This window comes from Phaeobacter sp. CC-HEC084 (genome assembly GCF_059429255.1).
This window is the reverse complement of sequence record NZ_JCAIJQ010000009.1, coordinates 266739-281478: the sequence shown is the minus strand read 5'-3', so window position 1 is coordinate 281478 and position 14740 is coordinate 266739. Positions and strand designations below refer to the sequence as shown.

13 protein-coding genes are annotated in these 14740 nt (G+C 63.7%); 12 read left to right on the top strand and 1 reads right to left on the bottom strand.

Annotated features, from left to right (window positions below):
* Positions 1-162: 162 nt before the first annotated feature.
* From AC5SSZ_RS18530 to AC5SSZ_RS18500, 7 genes are all read left to right on the top strand, one after another.
* Positions 163-2256 (top strand): 3-hydroxyacyl-CoA dehydrogenase NAD-binding domain-containing protein, encoded by a 2094-nt coding sequence (locus AC5SSZ_RS18530; protein ID WP_274866959.1) that lies wholly within the window; start codon positions 163-165, stop codon positions 2254-2256.
* Position 2257: 1 nt separating this feature from the next.
* Entirely contained in the window at positions 2258-3433 is a 1176-nt protein-coding gene (locus AC5SSZ_RS18525) for an acetyl-CoA C-acyltransferase (RefSeq protein WP_065272575.1), read from the top strand.
* Between the two features lie 100 nt (positions 3434-3533).
* Positions 3534-4733: an acyl-CoA dehydrogenase family protein gene (locus AC5SSZ_RS18520; RefSeq protein ID WP_274831385.1), complete on the top strand. Its 1200-nt coding sequence runs from the start codon at positions 3534-3536 to the stop codon at positions 4731-4733.
* A complete protein-coding gene (locus tag AC5SSZ_RS18515) occupies positions 4730-5863 on the top strand; it encodes an acyl-CoA dehydrogenase family protein (RefSeq protein ID WP_495439323.1) in 1134 nt (377 codons plus the stop codon). Before AC5SSZ_RS18520 ends, AC5SSZ_RS18515 begins: the two co-directional genes overlap by 4 nt.
* Entirely contained in the window at positions 5844-6266 is a 423-nt protein-coding gene (locus AC5SSZ_RS18510) for a PaaI family thioesterase (protein WP_335645278.1), read from the top strand. The genes AC5SSZ_RS18515 and AC5SSZ_RS18510 overlap by 20 nt, the downstream gene beginning before the upstream one ends.
* Positions 6263-7042 (top strand): oxepin-CoA hydrolase, alternative type, encoded by a 780-nt coding sequence (locus AC5SSZ_RS18505; RefSeq protein ID WP_495439321.1) that lies wholly within the window; start codon positions 6263-6265, stop codon positions 7040-7042. The genes AC5SSZ_RS18510 and AC5SSZ_RS18505 overlap by 4 nt, the downstream gene beginning before the upstream one ends.
* 64 nt (positions 7043-7106) lie before the next feature.
* Positions 7107-8606, top strand: coding sequence for a class I adenylate-forming enzyme family protein (locus tag AC5SSZ_RS18500; protein WP_495439319.1), 1500 nt, complete (start codon positions 7107-7109; stop codon positions 8604-8606).
* Between the two features lie 270 nt (positions 8607-8876).
* Here AC5SSZ_RS18500 and rpe read toward each other — a convergent pair whose 3' ends face one another.
* Positions 8877-9566 (bottom strand): ribulose-phosphate 3-epimerase, encoded by a 690-nt coding sequence (gene rpe, locus AC5SSZ_RS18495; protein WP_495439317.1) that lies wholly within the window; start codon positions 9564-9566, stop codon positions 8877-8879.
* A 265-nt stretch (positions 9567-9831) separates the two neighbouring features.
* Here rpe and phnC point away from each other — a divergent pair, with 265 nt between their 5' ends.
* The 5 genes from phnC (at position 9832) to AC5SSZ_RS18470 (ending at position 14678) form a co-directional block, all read left to right on the top strand.
* A complete protein-coding gene (gene phnC, locus AC5SSZ_RS18490; protein WP_274827646.1) occupies positions 9832-10656 on the top strand; it encodes a phosphonate ABC transporter ATP-binding protein in 825 nt (274 codons plus the stop codon).
* A 69-nt stretch (positions 10657-10725) separates the two neighbouring features.
* A complete protein-coding gene (gene phnD / locus AC5SSZ_RS18485; RefSeq protein ID WP_065272583.1) occupies positions 10726-11628 on the top strand; it encodes a phosphonate ABC transporter substrate-binding protein in 903 nt (300 codons plus the stop codon).
* A gap of 127 nt (positions 11629-11755) precedes the next feature.
* Complete coding sequence (gene phnE / locus AC5SSZ_RS18480) at positions 11756-12637, top strand: phosphonate ABC transporter, permease protein PhnE (protein ID WP_495439315.1); 882 nt, start codon at positions 11756-11758, stop codon at positions 12635-12637.
* Positions 12634-14031 (top strand): phosphonate ABC transporter, permease protein PhnE, encoded by a 1398-nt coding sequence (gene phnE / locus AC5SSZ_RS18475; protein WP_495439314.1) that lies wholly within the window; start codon positions 12634-12636, stop codon positions 14029-14031. Before phnE (AC5SSZ_RS18480) ends, phnE (AC5SSZ_RS18475) begins: the two co-directional genes overlap by 4 nt.
* Before the next feature lie 32 nt (positions 14032-14063).
* Positions 14064-14678 (top strand): LbetaH domain-containing protein, encoded by a 615-nt coding sequence (locus AC5SSZ_RS18470; protein ID WP_369000819.1) that lies wholly within the window; start codon positions 14064-14066, stop codon positions 14676-14678.
* Positions 14679-14740 lie beyond the last annotated feature (62 nt).

Sequence of the window (14740 nt, the reverse complement as noted above, 5' to 3'; positions counted from 1 at the left end):
TGGCCTGAATTCTGCGGCTCCGCAGATGACGCCGGGTTCTGGCAAGGGCGGCAAAGACCGGCCTTGGCGCGCGGAGGAGGGCGTGGCTAGATCCCGACAGGAACAGGGGGCGTGTGCAAAAGGCCAGAGGCCCGCAGCCCCGCCAAGGAGAGGAAAATACGGATGACGGATGCCATTGGATACGAACGCGTTGGGGATATTGCGGTCCTCAAGGCGCAGAACCCGCCGGTAAATGCGCTGGGCCTGGACGTGCGCCAGGGCCTGGTGGACGGGATCGAGCGGGCCGAATCGGAAGGCGCCAAGGCGGTGCTGATCTACGGTGACGGCCGCACCTATTTCGCCGGCGCCGATATCCGCGAATTCGGCAAGCCGCCGCAGGGGCCGTTTCTGCCCGATGTTTGCACCCGCATCGAATCGTCGCCGCTTCTGGTGATTTCGGCGCTGCATGGCACCGCACTGGGCGGCGGGCTGGAGATCGCGCTTGGCTCGCACTATCGCATCGCCGTGCCTTCCGCGCGTATCGGTCTGCCGGAAGTGCTGATCGGCGTGATGCCGGGCGCCGGTGGCACCCAGCGTCTGCCGCGCCTCATCGGTATTGACGCCTCGGTTGACGTGATCACCTCGGGCCGTCAGGTCGGCGCCAAGGAAGCTTTGAGCCTCGGCATTCTGGACCGCGTCGAAGAGGGCGAGCCGCGCGAGATCGGCCTTGCCTATGCGCAGGAGCTGCTGGATCAGGGCGCCCCGCGCCGCGCCATCAGCGAAATGCCCGCGCCCGAAGCCGTCGATTTCGATGCGCTTTATGACTCTGTGCTGAAAAAGGGCCGCGGCCTTCTGGCGCCTGCGGTTGCGATCCGCGGCATTCAGGCCTGCTGCGAGCTGCCCTTTGACGAGGGCATGAAGCGTGAGCGGGAACTCTTCATGGAGCTGATGAGCACCGATCAGCGGCAGGGCATGATCCACGCCTTCTTCTCGGAACGCGCAGTCAGCAAGCTGCCGGAACTGAAAGGCGTTGAGCCGCGCGCGCTGAACAGCCTCGGCGTTATCGGTGGCGGCACCATGGGGGCAGGCATCGCCACGGCAGCGCTGCTGGCCGGTCTGCCGGTCGTGATGCTGGAGATGACCCCCGAGGCCGCCGAAGCCGCCAAGGGCCGCATTTCGGGCAACCTTCAGGGCGCGCTGAAGCGCGGCAAGATCAGCCAGGAAAAATTCGACCACCTGACCGGTGAGGCGCTGACGCTGGCCACCGATTACGATGCGCTGAGCGATGTCGATCTGGTGATCGAGGCCGTCTTCGAAGAAATGGGCGTCAAGAAAGAGGTCTTTGGCAAGCTGGATGCTGTCTGCAAGAAAGGCGCGATCCTGGCCTCCAACACCTCCTATCTCGATGTGAACGAAATCGCCGCCAGCACCTCGCGCCCCGAGGATGTCATCGGGTTGCACTTCTTCTCTCCGGCGCATGTGATGAAGCTCTTGGAGATTGTTGTTGCCGACAAGACCGCGCTCGACGTGGTTGCCACCGGGTTCGAGCTGGGCAAGCGGCTCAAGAAAATCTCGGTCCGCGCCGGCGTCTGCGATGGTTTCATCGGCAACCGGATCCTGGCGACCTATCGCAAGGCGGCCGATCACATGGTGCTGGACGGTGCCTCTCCGTACCAGATCGACAAGGCGCTCACGGATTTCGGCTTTGCCATGGGGCCCTTTGCGGTGGCGGATCTGGCCGGGCTCGACATCGGCTGGGCCGTGCGCAAGCGCAAGCGCGCCGAGGGCATGGACCCGCGCGAGCGTGACAGCAGCTACATGGACAAGATCTGTGAGGCGGGCAACTTTGGCCAGAAGACCGGCAAGGGCTATTACGTCTACGAGGCAGGCAAACGCGGCGGCACCCCGAACCCGGAGGTGACCGAGTTGATCGAGGCAGAGCGTGCCGAGAAGGGCATCACCCCGAAAGAGTTCACCGATGAGGAGATCGTGACCCGCTACATGGCGGCCATGGTCAATGAGGCGGCCAAGGTGGTGGGCGAAGGCATCGCGCGCCGTCCGCTGGACGTCGATATGACGCTGCTCTTTGGCTACGGCTTCCCGCGTTATCGCGGCGGGCCGCTGAAATGGGCCGACATGCAGGGGCTGGATACGCTTCTGGCGAACATCAAATCCTACGCCGAAGAAGACGATTATTTCTGGCAGCCCGCGCCGCTGCTGGAGCAGTTGGTTGCCGAGGGGCGCACATTCGACGATCTGAACAAGGAAAACAGCTGATATGAAAGAAGTCGTTATCGTCTCTGCCGCCCGCACCGGGCTGGCCAAATCCTTTAGGGGATCCTTCAACATGACCCACGGCGCCACCATGGGCGGTGCCGCGGTCGAGGCCGCTATGGCCCGCGCCGGGATCGAAGGCGCCGAGATCGAGGATTGCATCATGGGCTGCGGCGCTCCCGAAGGGGAAACCGGCGCCAATATCGCCCGCCAGATCGCCCTGCGCGCCGGGCTGCCGGTCACCGCATCGGGCATGACCGTGAACCGCTTCTGCTCCTCCGGTCTGCAGACCATCGCCTTGGCGGCGCAGCAGATCATCTGCGAAGGCGCAGGTCCGATGGTGGCAGGCGGGGTGGAAAGCATCTCGATGGTGCAGCCGAAACTGCGCCCCGTGCAGGAAGCCTGGCTGAAAGAGCATAAGCCCGCCGTCTATATGACCATGATCGAAACCGCCGATATCGTCGCGGAGCGTTACGGCATCAGCCGTGAGGATCAGGACGCCTATGGTCTGCGCAGCCAGCAGCGTATCGCTGCAGCGCAGGAAGCCGGCCTGTTCAAGGATGAGATCATTCCCGTCTCTACCACCATGGCGGTGAAGGACAAGGAAACCGGCGAGATCTCGATGAAGGACGTTGTCGTGGACCGCGACGAATGCAACCGTCCCTCGACCACGCTCGACGGTCTCGCTGGTCTGGCGCCGGTGCGCGGCGACGGCAACTTCATCACCGCAGGCAACGCCAGCCAATTGTCCGATGGCGCCGCTGCCGTGGTGCTGATGGAAGCCAAGGAGGCCGAGAAGCGCGGGCTTGAGGCTATGGGCGCCTTCAAGGGCTTCTGTGTTGCAGGCTGCGAGCCGGACGAGATGGGCATCGGCCCGGTCTTTGCCGTGCCGCGGCTGCTGGAACGCCACGGGCTGACGGTGGATGACATCGATATCTGGGAGCTGAACGAAGCCTTCGCGAGCCAGGCGCTCTACTGCCGCGACCGTTTGGGTATCGATGACGAGAAATGCAACGTCAACGGCGGCTCAATCGCCATCGGTCACCCCTTTGGCATGACCGGCGCCCGTATGACCGGCCACATCCTGCGCGAAGGCAAGCGCCGCGGCGCCAAGCTGGGCGTCGTCACCATGTGTGTCGGCGGCGGCATGGGCGCAGCGGGCCTGTTCGAAATCTACTGAACCGCAATCAAAGACCACGCGGCACCCGGAGGGCAGTCATCGCCCGCCGGATGTCGCCCGGCCCGGTTGGATCGTGCCGAAGGGCCATGAGGAGAATGAAATGGATCTGAGTTACACCCCCGAAGAACAGGCCTTCCGCGAGGAGGTGCAGCGTTTTCTGGACGAGAAACTGCCCAAGGAAATGTCGGATGCGGTCCGCGAGGGACGCAGCCTCGGCAAGGAAGGCCACGAACGCTGGCATGCCATCCTGAACGAACAGGGCTGGCTGGCGCCGAATTGGCCGCGCGAATTTGGCGGCTGCGAATGGAATGCCGTGCAGCGCCATATCTTCGAAGAGGAATGCTGCCGCGCTCATGCACCGCGCATCGTGCCCTTTGGCCTGACCATGCTGGCGCCGGTGTTGCAGAAATTCGGATCCAAGGAACAGCAGGATTACTACCTGCCTAAGATCCTGAGTGGCGAACACTGGTGGTGCCAGGGCTATTCCGAGCCGGGCGCAGGGTCTGACCTTGCCAGCCTGAAAACCAAGGCGGTGCGCGATGGCGACCACTATATCGTCAACGGCCAGAAGACCTGGACCACGCTGGGCCAGCACGCCAACTGGATCTTCTGCCTGGTGCGCACCGACCCCGATGCCAAGCAGCAGGAAGGCATTTCCTTCCTTCTGATCGATATGGACACGCCGGGCATCGAAGTGCGCCCGATCATCCTGCTGGACGGCACCCACGAGGTGAACGAAGTCTGGTTCACCGACGTGAAAGTGCCGGTGGAAAACCTGGTGGGCGAGGAAAACAAGGGCTGGACCTACGCCAAGTACCTCCTGACCCATGAACGAACCAATATCGCCGGTGTCGGCTTCAGCCAGGCCGGTCTGGATGCGGTGAAACGTCTGGCGCGCGTGCAGATGCACAAGGGCCGCCCGCTGATCGAAAATCCCTATTTCGCGGCGCGTATGGCGCAGGCGGAGATCGATCTGATGGCCATGTCCACCACCAACCTGCGCATCATCTCGGCTGCGGCCTCCGGTCAGGCGCCGGGTGTCGAAAGCTCGATGCTGAAGGTGAAGGGCACCGAAATCCGTCAGGAAATCAACGATATGGCGCGCCGCGCTGCGGGCGTTTACGCGATGCCCTTTGCCTCCGAAGCGGTGGAAGGCGGCAATGAACCGCCGGTCGGCCCCGAAGGCACGGCTGCCGTTGCCGCGCAGTATTTCAACAACCGCAAACTGTCGATCTTTGGCGGTTCCAACGAAATCCAGAAGAACATCATCGCAAAAGTGAAAATGGGAGGCCGGGCATGAACTTCGACCTGACCGAAGAGCGGCAGATGCTGCAGGACAGCCTGCGTCGCTTCCTGTCGGACCGCTACACGACATCCGTGCGCAACGACATCCTGGAAAGCGAGATGGGTTTCTCCGCTGACATCTGGGGCCAGCTGGCCGAACTGGGTGTCATCGGTGCGCTGTTTTCCGAGGAAGACGGCGGGTTTGGCGGCGCCGGTTTCGACATCTCCACTGTGTTCGAGGAACTGGGCCGTGCTGGCGTGGTCGAACCGCTGCTGGACACCGCGCTGCTGGGCGGTGGACTGATCGCGGCGCTGGGCAATGACGATCAGAAGGACCTCGTCGAAGAGGTGATCGGCGGCGGCGTGCAGCTGGCATTCGCCCACGGCGAGCCGAACAGCCGCTATGAGCTGTCGCGCGTGGAAACCACGGCCAAGACCGAGGGTGATCAGATCGTTCTGAACGGGCGCAAGGCTGTTGTCGTCAACGCCGAGGCTGCCGATCACCTGGTGATCTCTGCGCGCGAAAGCGGCGCGGCGGATGCGACCGATGGGATCTCGTTGTTCCTGGTGCCCCGCGATGCCGAGGGCCTGTCGCTGCGGGGCTATGCGCTGCTGGCTGGCGGTCGCGCTGCCGAGGTCGAGCTCGATAACCTGCGCCTGCCTGCCTCTGCCCGTCTGGGCGAGGCTGGCGCCGCATGGCCTGCCATGGCCGGCGTTCTGGCCCGCGCCGAGGTAGCGCTGGCTGCCGAGACCCTGGGCGCGATGGAAACCGCGACCGAGCTGACGCGCCAGTACCTGCTGACCCGCAGCCAATTTGGCCGCCCGATCGGCACCTTCCAGGCGCTGCAGCACCGGGTGGCGGATCTGCTGATCGAGATCGAGCAGGCGCGCTCGGCGGTGATCAACGCGGCCGGCCATCTGGAAGGCGACGCGCGGATGCGCGATCTCAACGTGGCGGCGGCGCGCAACCTGATTGGCCGTGCAGGTCGTCTGGTGGCCGAGGATTCGATCCAGCTGCACGGCGGTATCGCCATGACGCAGGAATACGAACTGGCCCATATCGCCAAACGGATCGTCATGGCGGAGCACCGCTTTGGTGATGCGGACACGCAGCTGGAGCGTTTTCTTGACCTCAGCGCCGCGTGATACCGGCGAGGTCCGCCTGATCGAGGAACCCGGTTGCCAGCAGATGGTTGGCTACCGGACCGAGGTCGATACCCGGGATGGCTCCTGCACCGTGACGCTGGAGCTGGAGCCCCGGCATATGAACCGCCATGGCATCGTCCATGGCGGCATGGTGGCCACGGTTTTGGATGTGGTCTGCGGCAATACTGCAATGCAGTTCTTCGATCCGGACGGAAACGCGGACCTAGTCACCGTTTCGCTGAACCTCTCCTATGTGGGGTCGACGCGGACCGGGGCCATTACGGCCCGCGCCCGGCCTACGGGGGGCGGCAAAAGCATCGCCTATGTCTATGGCGAGCTGTTTGATGACACCGGCCGCCTGCTGGCCACGGCAAACGGAATTTTCAAGAGGATACGGAAATGACCCGACGTGCACGGATGGACGATCTTGGCGACCGCGCGGTTGTCGTGAATATGAACCCGGAGCGCCGGGGCGCCCTGTCGCAGGATCTTTACGATGCCATTCAGGCGGCGCTGGATCTGGCGCAGGAGCCGCGCATCCGGGCCGTGCTGCTGACCTCGGAAGGTGGATTTTTCTGCGCGGGCGGCGATCTCAACGTGCTGATCGAACGGCGCGGCCTCAGCGAGGACGAGCGCCGCGCCAAGGTGAACAACCTGCACGATCTGATCCGCGGCATCCGCGATTGCCCGGTGCCGGTGATCGCCGCCGTCGAGGGCGGCGCGGCCGGGGCCGGTCTGTCGCTGGCGCTGGCGGCGGATCTGATCGTGGCCTCTTATGGGGCGAAATTCACCGCCGCCTACGTCAAGGCGGGGCTGGTGCCCGATGGCGGGCTGACTGCGGCGCTGGCGCGGATGCTGCCGCGTCCGCTGGCGATGGAAATGTGTCTTTTGGGTCGGCCGGTGACAGCCGGACAGATGGCTGCGCTCGGCGCGGTCAATCAGGTGGTGGCGCCGCAGCGCGTTCTTGGCGCGGCGCACAGCCTTGCCGATGCGCTGGCCCAGGGCCCGCGCGCGGCGCAGGGCACCATCCGGCATCTGGTCTCCAGCGCCTATGAGGCGGCAGAAACTGCACAGCTTGATGCAGAATGCGCCGCCATGGCCCGTGCGGCTGGCGGCGAGGAGGCAGGCGAGGGCATCGCGGCCTTCCTGGAAAAACGCGCGCCGCAGTTCAGCGGCTAGGGTCCGGCCCGCACAGGGCCTGCACCCACGACATAACCGGCGCCGGATTTGGGAGGAGAGGGCAATGGAACGATGGCATGATTTACTGACCGCTCAGGTGGCCGAGCGGCCGGAGGCTGCGGCCTTTTCCGACAGTGGCGGCACGGCCTGGAGCTATGCCGAGCTTTCGACAGCCGTAGAGGCGGTAGCCGAGCATCTGCGGAAGGTTGGCGTGCAGCCGCGTGACCGTGTCATGGTCTTGTCGGAAAACTGCTGCGCGGCGGTGGCAGCGATGCTGGGCGCCTCGCGGATCGGGGCCATAGCCGTGCCGGTCAATGCAAGGATGAGCGCGGGGGAAGTGGACCGGATCCTGTCCCACGCGCGCCCGGCGGCTGTGCTATGCACCTCCGCAATTTCCCCCGAGGCCGAAGCCCATGCCGCGCGGATTGAGGCACGCGAGATCCGAGGCGCCTTTGGCACTCTGCATCTGGCCTGCCCCTATGCCTCAAATCCCGATGCCCCGGAGGAGGTGGCGGTTCTGCTTTATACCACTGGCACCACGGGTGCGCCAAAGGGGGTGATGCTGACCCATGCAAACCTCCTGTTTGGCGGCAAATCCTCGGCCGAGCTGCGCGATATGGGGCCGGGCGATGTGATCTATGGCGTTCTGCCGATGACCCATGTCTTTGGCCTTGCTTCGGTGATGACGGCGGCGATCCTGTCCGGGGCCGAGGTCTGGCTGGAGGCGCGTTTCTCGGCGGCGAAACTCTATGAGGCGCTGCGCCGGGGCGTAACGCGTCTGGCGGCGGTGCCGCAGATGCACGCGCTGGTGATGCAATACGCCAAGGAACAGGGGTTGGAGCGGCTTGGCAGCGAGGTCCTGCAATACGTTTCCTCCGGGGCGGCGCCGCTGGATCCTGAATGGAAGCGCAAGGCCGAAGGGTTTTACGAGGTGGCCCTGCAGAATGGCTATGGCATGACCGAGACCACTGCCGGGGTCTGCGCCACCAAGAACAGCCAGCTGGGGGATCCCGACATTTCCACCGGTCCGCCGATGCCCGGGGTCGAGGTGCGCATCGATGAGAGCGTTCCGGGCGGTGGCGATGGGCTGGGAGAGGTTTTGGCGCGTGGGCCGAACATCATGCTGGGCTATTATCGCAACCCCGAGGAAACCGCCAAGGTGCTGGACGCAGAAGGCTGGATGCACACCGGTGACATGGGCCGTCTGGACGCCCGCGGGTTCCTGCATATCGAGGGGCGCTCGAAGGAGTTGATCATCCACGGTGGTTTCAATGTCTTTCCGCCCGAGGTGGAGGCGGCGCTGAATGCCCATCCGCAGGTGGTGCAATCCGCCGTTGTCGGGCGCAGGGTCAGCGGCGATGAAGAGGTTCTGGCCTTTGTGCAGGTGGTGCCGGGCGATGCGCCGGATCCGGCAGAGCTGATGGCTTTCGTGCGCGGTCAGCTGGCCGGATACAAATGTCCGGCGCTGATCGTCCCGGTCGAAGCATTGCCTGCGGCGCCGACGGGCAAGATCCTGAAGCACAAATTGCTGGAGACTTTTGCGGACCGTCTGGAAGAGGCGTGAACGGGGCGCTCCCGTCCCCGGACGGGCGGCCTGCAGGGCAGGCCTTGTGCGGGGTTGGGCGTGGCGCCGCTGCGCGGCGCCGGGAAAGATCTGCTGAGAGGCGTTTCAGGGGCAGGTCTGCCCTGAAAGCGCGACGCCCAGTGTTGCCCGGTAGAGCGCCGCCTCAAGGGTAAACCGCGCCGGTGGCGCGGCTGCAGAGGCAGCCCTTGACCCGCCGCTCTCCCTCAGATGCCGTCTCCGGTGGAGACGGCGGCAGGAAGGGAACTTCCCTCAGGTCCAGGTGCCTTCGGCGGCGGCGCGGATGGCGCGGATGTTTTCGCCATAGACGCCCGGGTTATCGACCGAGCCGCCGCGGAAGACCGCAGAGCCGGCCACCAGCACATCGGCGCCGGCCTTGGTCACCAGCGGCGCGGTGCTGGGATCGACGCCGCCGTCGATTTCAATGTGCACAGGCCGATCGCCAATCATCTGGCGCAGGGTTGCGATCTTGCTGGTCATATCGATGAATTTCTGCCCCCCAAAGCCGGGGTTCACCGTCATCACGCAGATGAGGTCGGTGAGGTCGAGAAGATGCGCCACAGCCTCGGCCGGGGTGCCGGGATTGAGTGCAACGCCGGCCTTCATGCCTGCTGCGCGAATGGCTTGCAGGGTGCGGTGAATATGCGGGCCTGCCTCGACATGGGCGGTCAGAACATCGGCGCCCGCATCGGCATAGGCGTCGATATAGGGATCCACCGGCGCGATCATCAAATGCACATCCATCACCGTTTTCACATGCGGGCGGAAGGCTTTGACCGCTGCGGGGCCAAAGGTGAGGTTCGGCACGAAATGCCCGTCCATCACGTCCACATGGACCCAGTCGGCGCCTTCGGCCTCGATGGCCTGGATTTCCTGGCCGAAGTTGGCGAAATCGGCGGAGAGGATGGAGGGGGCGATCTTAACACTGCGGTCAAAGGACATGGGAGGGGTTCCTGCATACTGGGGCGCTGGTGGAGGGTCTTCTGCGCATATAGACCGGCGCGGGCGCGGTTTACAGGGGGCAGTTTGTCCTTGCCCGCTATTTCCCCCCGTTGCCCTGTGGACCGTGACCCCCGGTGCGTTCTGTGACGCAGGCATGACGGTTTCGTGGCTGCGGGGCGGTCCGCGTTACAAATAATTCACCGCGATTACACAAATGATTTGAGGAGCACCGTTAGGCAGTCCCGGAAACGAACGGGGGCCGATTGTGCTGCGCATAGAAAAACTCACCAAACGCTTTGGCGACAAGACCGCGGTGGATACCGCGACTCTCGACATCGACAAGCCCTGCATGATCGGCATTATCGGCCGCTCCGGCGCGGGAAAATCGACCCTGCTGCGCATGATCAACCGTTTGGGCGATGCCAGTGAAGGGCAGATCCTGTTCGAAGGGCGCGATGTGACCCGGCTGAAAGGGCGTGAGAAGCGCGCCTGGCAGTCGGACTGCGCGATGATCTTTCAGCAGTTCAACCTGGTGCCGCGCATGGATGTGGTGTCGAACGTGCTGCATGGCACGCTCAACCGCCGCTCGGCGCTGGCGACCATGTTCAACCTTTATCCGATGGAAGACATCCACCGGGCGATCGACATTCTGGACCGTCTGGGCATTGCCGAACATGCGGCCAAGCGGGCCGAGGCCTTGTCGGGCGGGCAGCAACAGCGCGTCGCCATCGCCCGCGCCCTGATGCAGGACCCGAAGATCATCCTGGCGGATGAGCCCATTGCCTCACTCGATCCGATGAATGCCCAGACCGTGATGGAGGCGCTGCGCCGCATCCACGAAGAAGACGGGCGCACCGTCATCGCCAATCTGCATACGCTCGATACCGCGCGCCGCTATTGCGACCGGGTGGTGGGCATGCGCGACGGGCGCATCGTCTTTGACGGGCTACCCGAGCAGCTGACCACCGGCGTTGCCCGCGAGATCTACGGCGCCGGCGCCGATTTTTCTGAAGCCGCCACATCCACCGAGATCGAAACGCTGACGCGTACCGAAGGCCCCATCCGCGAGGCCGAGGCCGCCGCGCTCTGATCTTCACCCTCTTTCATCATCCCAAAGTCACAAGGCTTTGGGCCCAAACCAAACCGGAGTGACCTAGAGATGAAAAAACTGATTGCTGCCGCCCTGATGACAACTGCCCTGACCACCCCGGTCATGGCCGAGGACATTCAGGAATTCCGCATCGGCATCCTTGGCGGTGAAAACGCCCAGGACCGCATGAACAACAACGAGTGCCTGCGCGCCAAGACCGAAGATCTGCTGGGCGTCGAAACCAAGCTGTTCGCCCCCGCTGATTATAACGGCGTGATCCAGGGTCTGTTGGGCGGCACCATCGACATGGCCTGGCTGGGCGCCTCTGGCTATGCCAAGACCTTCCTGTCCGACCCCGAAGCGGTTGAGCCGATCCTGGTGAAAGTGAACAACGACGGTGGCTACGGCTACTACTCGGTTGGTTTTGCCCGCAAGGACAGCGGCATCACCGCGCTGGAAGACGTCAAAGGCAAGGTCTTCGGCTTTGGCGATCCCAACTCCACCTCCGGCTTCCTGATCCCCTCGATCGAGATCCCGCAGGCAACCGGCGCCAGCATGACCTCGGGCGACTACTTTGGTGAAGTGAAGTTCACCGGCGGTCACGAGCAGACCATCGTTGCGGTCAACAACGGCGATATCGACGCCGGTGTGACCTGGGCCGACGGCCTGGGCAACTGGGAAGACGGCTACAACTCCGGCGCCCTGCGCAAGGCGGTTGATGCCGGTCTCGTGGACATGAACGACCTGGTCAAAATCTGGCAGTCCAAGCCGATCCCGGAAGGCCCCGTTGTTCTGCGCAAGGACCTGCCCGAAAACGTCAAGGTCAAGATGACCGGCCTGATGGCAAGCCTCAAATCCATGGATGCAGATTGCTTCTACGGTGTGGCCGCGGGTGAAGCCAAAGGCTTCATGCCGATCACCCACGACGCCTACGAGGTGATCATCGAAGCACGCAAATTGAAGTCCAACTGATTTTAGGACCAACGCGGCGGGGTCCGGTCTTTGTGCCGGGCCCCGTATTCCTCTGACGCGCGCCCTTGCAGGGGCGTCCCTGCGATCAGAGGCCCATCCGAACACCAATATATCCCCAGGAAACCCCATGGCAGATCTGACAGCGGCCCAGCCTTCCGGCGCCTCCCCGACCGAGGCCATCCGCGCCGATTATGTCGACCTCACCCGGCGCAAGCGTCTTTACGGGTCGATCCTCCTGATCGTCTTTGTTGCCATGATGGTGGCCGGGTTCCGCACCGCAGATGACCGCAATGCCGGGTCCTTTGCTGATGGGTTTACCCGAATTTTCGACTACCCGGCCGAGGTGCTGAGCGAAGCTGCCGAGAAGGTGACAGAACTGCCCGGCCAGGTGGTGCATTTTTTCCCGGCGCTGGTCGAGACGCTGAATATCGCGGCGGCCTCTACCCTGATCGGTGCCATCTTCGGCACGCTTCTGTCGCTTTTGGCGACACGGGGCATGGCGCTTTGGCCGTCGCTGATCCCGGTCTTTCGCCGGGTGATGGATATCTGCCGGGCGATCCCGGAAATCGTCATCGCGCTGGTGCTGATCTTCCTCCTGGGTGGTGGCCCGGTGCCTGCGATGATCGCCATTGCCATCCATACGGCGGGTGCATTGGGCAAGCTGTTTTCCGAGGTGAACGAGAATGCCTCTTTGAAGCCGGTCGAAGGCCTGTCCTCGGTCGGGGCCACCTGGGCACAGCGCATGTGGCTTGGCGTCATCCCGCAGGTGGGGCCGAACTATGTCAGCTATGCGCTGCTGCGGTTTGAAATCAACATTCGCGCCTCGGCGATCCTTGGCTTCGTCGGCGCGGGCGGCATCGGCTACGAGCTGAAGAACGCCATGTCCTGGGGCAAGGGCCGCTACGACGAGGCTGCGGCCATCTTTATCCTCCTGTTCGTCACCATCGTCGTGGTCGATCAGATCTCTGGCAAGCTGCGTGACCGGCTGATCAATGGAGCCAAACAATGACGACTCTGGATGTGAACCCGGGTGCAGGCGCGCGCCGTGACGCCGCCGCGCTGAAGCAGGAGATGGCGGGGCTGTTCCGCACCAAGAAGCTGATGGCCTTCGCGGTGCCGCTGGTGGTGCTGGTCTATATGGCCTACGTCTTTTTCGCCTTCGACGTGTCGGGCCTGTGGGAGCGTGCCAGCCTTGAAAACGCCCGCACTCTTGTCAGCGACAGCTACAGCTACAAGACACATGTGACCCGCGACAACCACGATGCCTCCGTCTCGGTCGCCATCGAAGGTGAGCGTAAGGGCAGCTATCCCGAAGGCGAGGCGCCGGATTGGGTGAGCCTTGGCGAAACCACGGTGATCGCGCTGGAAAACGGCCATACCGTGCGCTTTGGACCTGAAACTGTGGAATATGACATTCCCGGCTACGGCACCGTGCGCGCCACCCCCAGCCGAAGCGCCGGGGTGCAGGCCGAGTTTCCCGCGGGCGATGTACCGGACTGGATCAGCTCCTCGAAGAACCGTCTGGCGATCAAGACCGACGCAGGCCGCCTGACAGTGACCCGCAACCGCTCCGAAGTGTTCCGCTATTTCACCGGCTGGGAGCTGTTCTTCTTCACCCTCGACAGCCCCTATCACGGGATGAGCGCCTCTGCGCTGTTGGGGCGGGCGGCCTCGGGTGAGGCAGGCGCGATCTTCAACGATTTCTGGACCAACAAGATGTGGCGCCATCAGGATGTGGCCTGGGCCATTGGGGAAACGTTGCTTATGGCCTTCCTCGGCACCATCGGTGCGGGCATCGTGGCGCTGCCACTGGCCTTCCTTGCAACCCGCAACTTTATGCCGATCCGCACCCTGCGCTTTGCCACCCGCCGCCTGTTCGATTTCGTGCGCGGCGTGGACAGCCTGATCTGGACGGTTGTGCTGGCGCGCGCATTCGGACCCGGTCCGCTGACCGGTGCGCTGGCGATCCTGGTGACCGATACCGGCACCTTCGGCAAAATTTTCTCGGAGGCGCTGGAGAATGTCGATGAAAAGCAGATCGAAGGCGTGGCCTCGACCGGTGCCAAACCGGTGCAGCGCTATCGGTTCGGGGTAATCCCGCAGGTAACCCCGGTTCTGCTGTCGCAGCTGCTCTACTTTCTTGAATCCAACACTCGCAGCGCCACGATCATCGGCGCCATCACCGGCGGCGGTATCGGCCTTTTGCTGACCCAGGCGATCATCACCCAGAAGGACTGGGAAGAGGTGGCCTATTACATCGTGCTGATCATCGTGATGGTGATGGTGATGGACTGGTTCTCGGGCATGTTGCGCCGCCGCCTGATCCAGGGCGATCCCGGCAAGCCGCGCCGGGGCAAGGCGAAGAAGGGCGAGAAGAAGAACATGCCCTTCGTGCTGCCCTGAGCATGCAAGAGACCGGAACAGGAAAACAGACCATGGCCCGCCTTCAGGCAGATCAGCCCTTCATTCATCCCGATTGCCAGATCACCGGCAGTGCCTTTGGCGCCTATGTGGAGATCGGCGCCGGCAGCCGCATCGCGAACAGCCGCTTTGGCGACTACAGCTATTGTGACCGCACCTGCGATATTGCCAATGCTGAGGTGGGGAAGTTCGCCAATATTGCCAGCTTCACCCGCATCGGGGCGACGGATCACCCGATGGAGAAGGCGTCATTGCACCACTTCCTGTATCGGTCTGCCGATTATTGGGATGATGCCGGGGTCGATGAGGACTGGTTTGCCCATCGCGCCAGCCGCATGGCCCATATCGGCCACGACACCTGGATCGGCCACGGCGCGATGATCAAGCCCGAGGTCACCATCGGCCACGGCGCGGTTGTGGCGTCAGGTTCGGTCGTAACCAAGGATGTTGCGCCCTACACCATCGTCGGCGGCAACACTGCCCGCCTGATCCGCCGTCGCTACCCTGAACCAGTGGCCGAAGCGATGATGGATCTTGCCTGGTGGGACTGGGACAATACCACCCTGAGGGCCGCTTTGCCCGATTTCCGCGCACTGCGGGCCGAAGAGTTCCTCGAAAAATACGCCTGATTGTGGAAGGGCGGGGGTGCTCCCGCCCGTGTCTGGCCCTCTCAAAAGAAGGGTCGACCCGG

Coding starts and splice junctions, on each gene's coding strand:
- phnE (WP_495439315.1), top strand. CDS start 11,756: ATGGCAGATCTGACAGCGGCCCAGCCTTCCGGCGCCTCCCCGACCGAG.
- phnE (WP_495439314.1), top strand. CDS start 12,634: ATGACGACTCTGGATGTGAACCCGGGTGCAGGCGCGCGCCGTGACGCC.
- rpe (WP_495439317.1), bottom strand. CDS start 9,566: ATGTCCTTTGACCGCAGTGTTAAGATCGCCCCCTCCATCCTCTCCGCC.
- AC5SSZ_RS18520 (WP_274831385.1), top strand. CDS start 3,534: ATGGATCTGAGTTACACCCCCGAAGAACAGGCCTTCCGCGAGGAGGTG.
- AC5SSZ_RS18505 (WP_495439321.1), top strand. CDS start 6,263: ATGACCCGACGTGCACGGATGGACGATCTTGGCGACCGCGCGGTTGTC.
- AC5SSZ_RS18515 (WP_495439323.1), top strand. CDS start 4,730: ATGAACTTCGACCTGACCGAAGAGCGGCAGATGCTGCAGGACAGCCTG.
- AC5SSZ_RS18500 (WP_495439319.1), top strand. CDS start 7,107: ATGGAACGATGGCATGATTTACTGACCGCTCAGGTGGCCGAGCGGCCG.
- AC5SSZ_RS18470 (WP_369000819.1), top strand. CDS start 14,064: ATGGCCCGCCTTCAGGCAGATCAGCCCTTCATTCATCCCGATTGCCAG.
- phnD (WP_065272583.1), top strand. CDS start 10,726: ATGAAAAAACTGATTGCTGCCGCCCTGATGACAACTGCCCTGACCACC.
- AC5SSZ_RS18530 (WP_274866959.1), top strand. CDS start 163: ATGACGGATGCCATTGGATACGAACGCGTTGGGGATATTGCGGTCCTC.
- AC5SSZ_RS18525 (WP_065272575.1), top strand. CDS start 2,258: ATGAAAGAAGTCGTTATCGTCTCTGCCGCCCGCACCGGGCTGGCCAAA.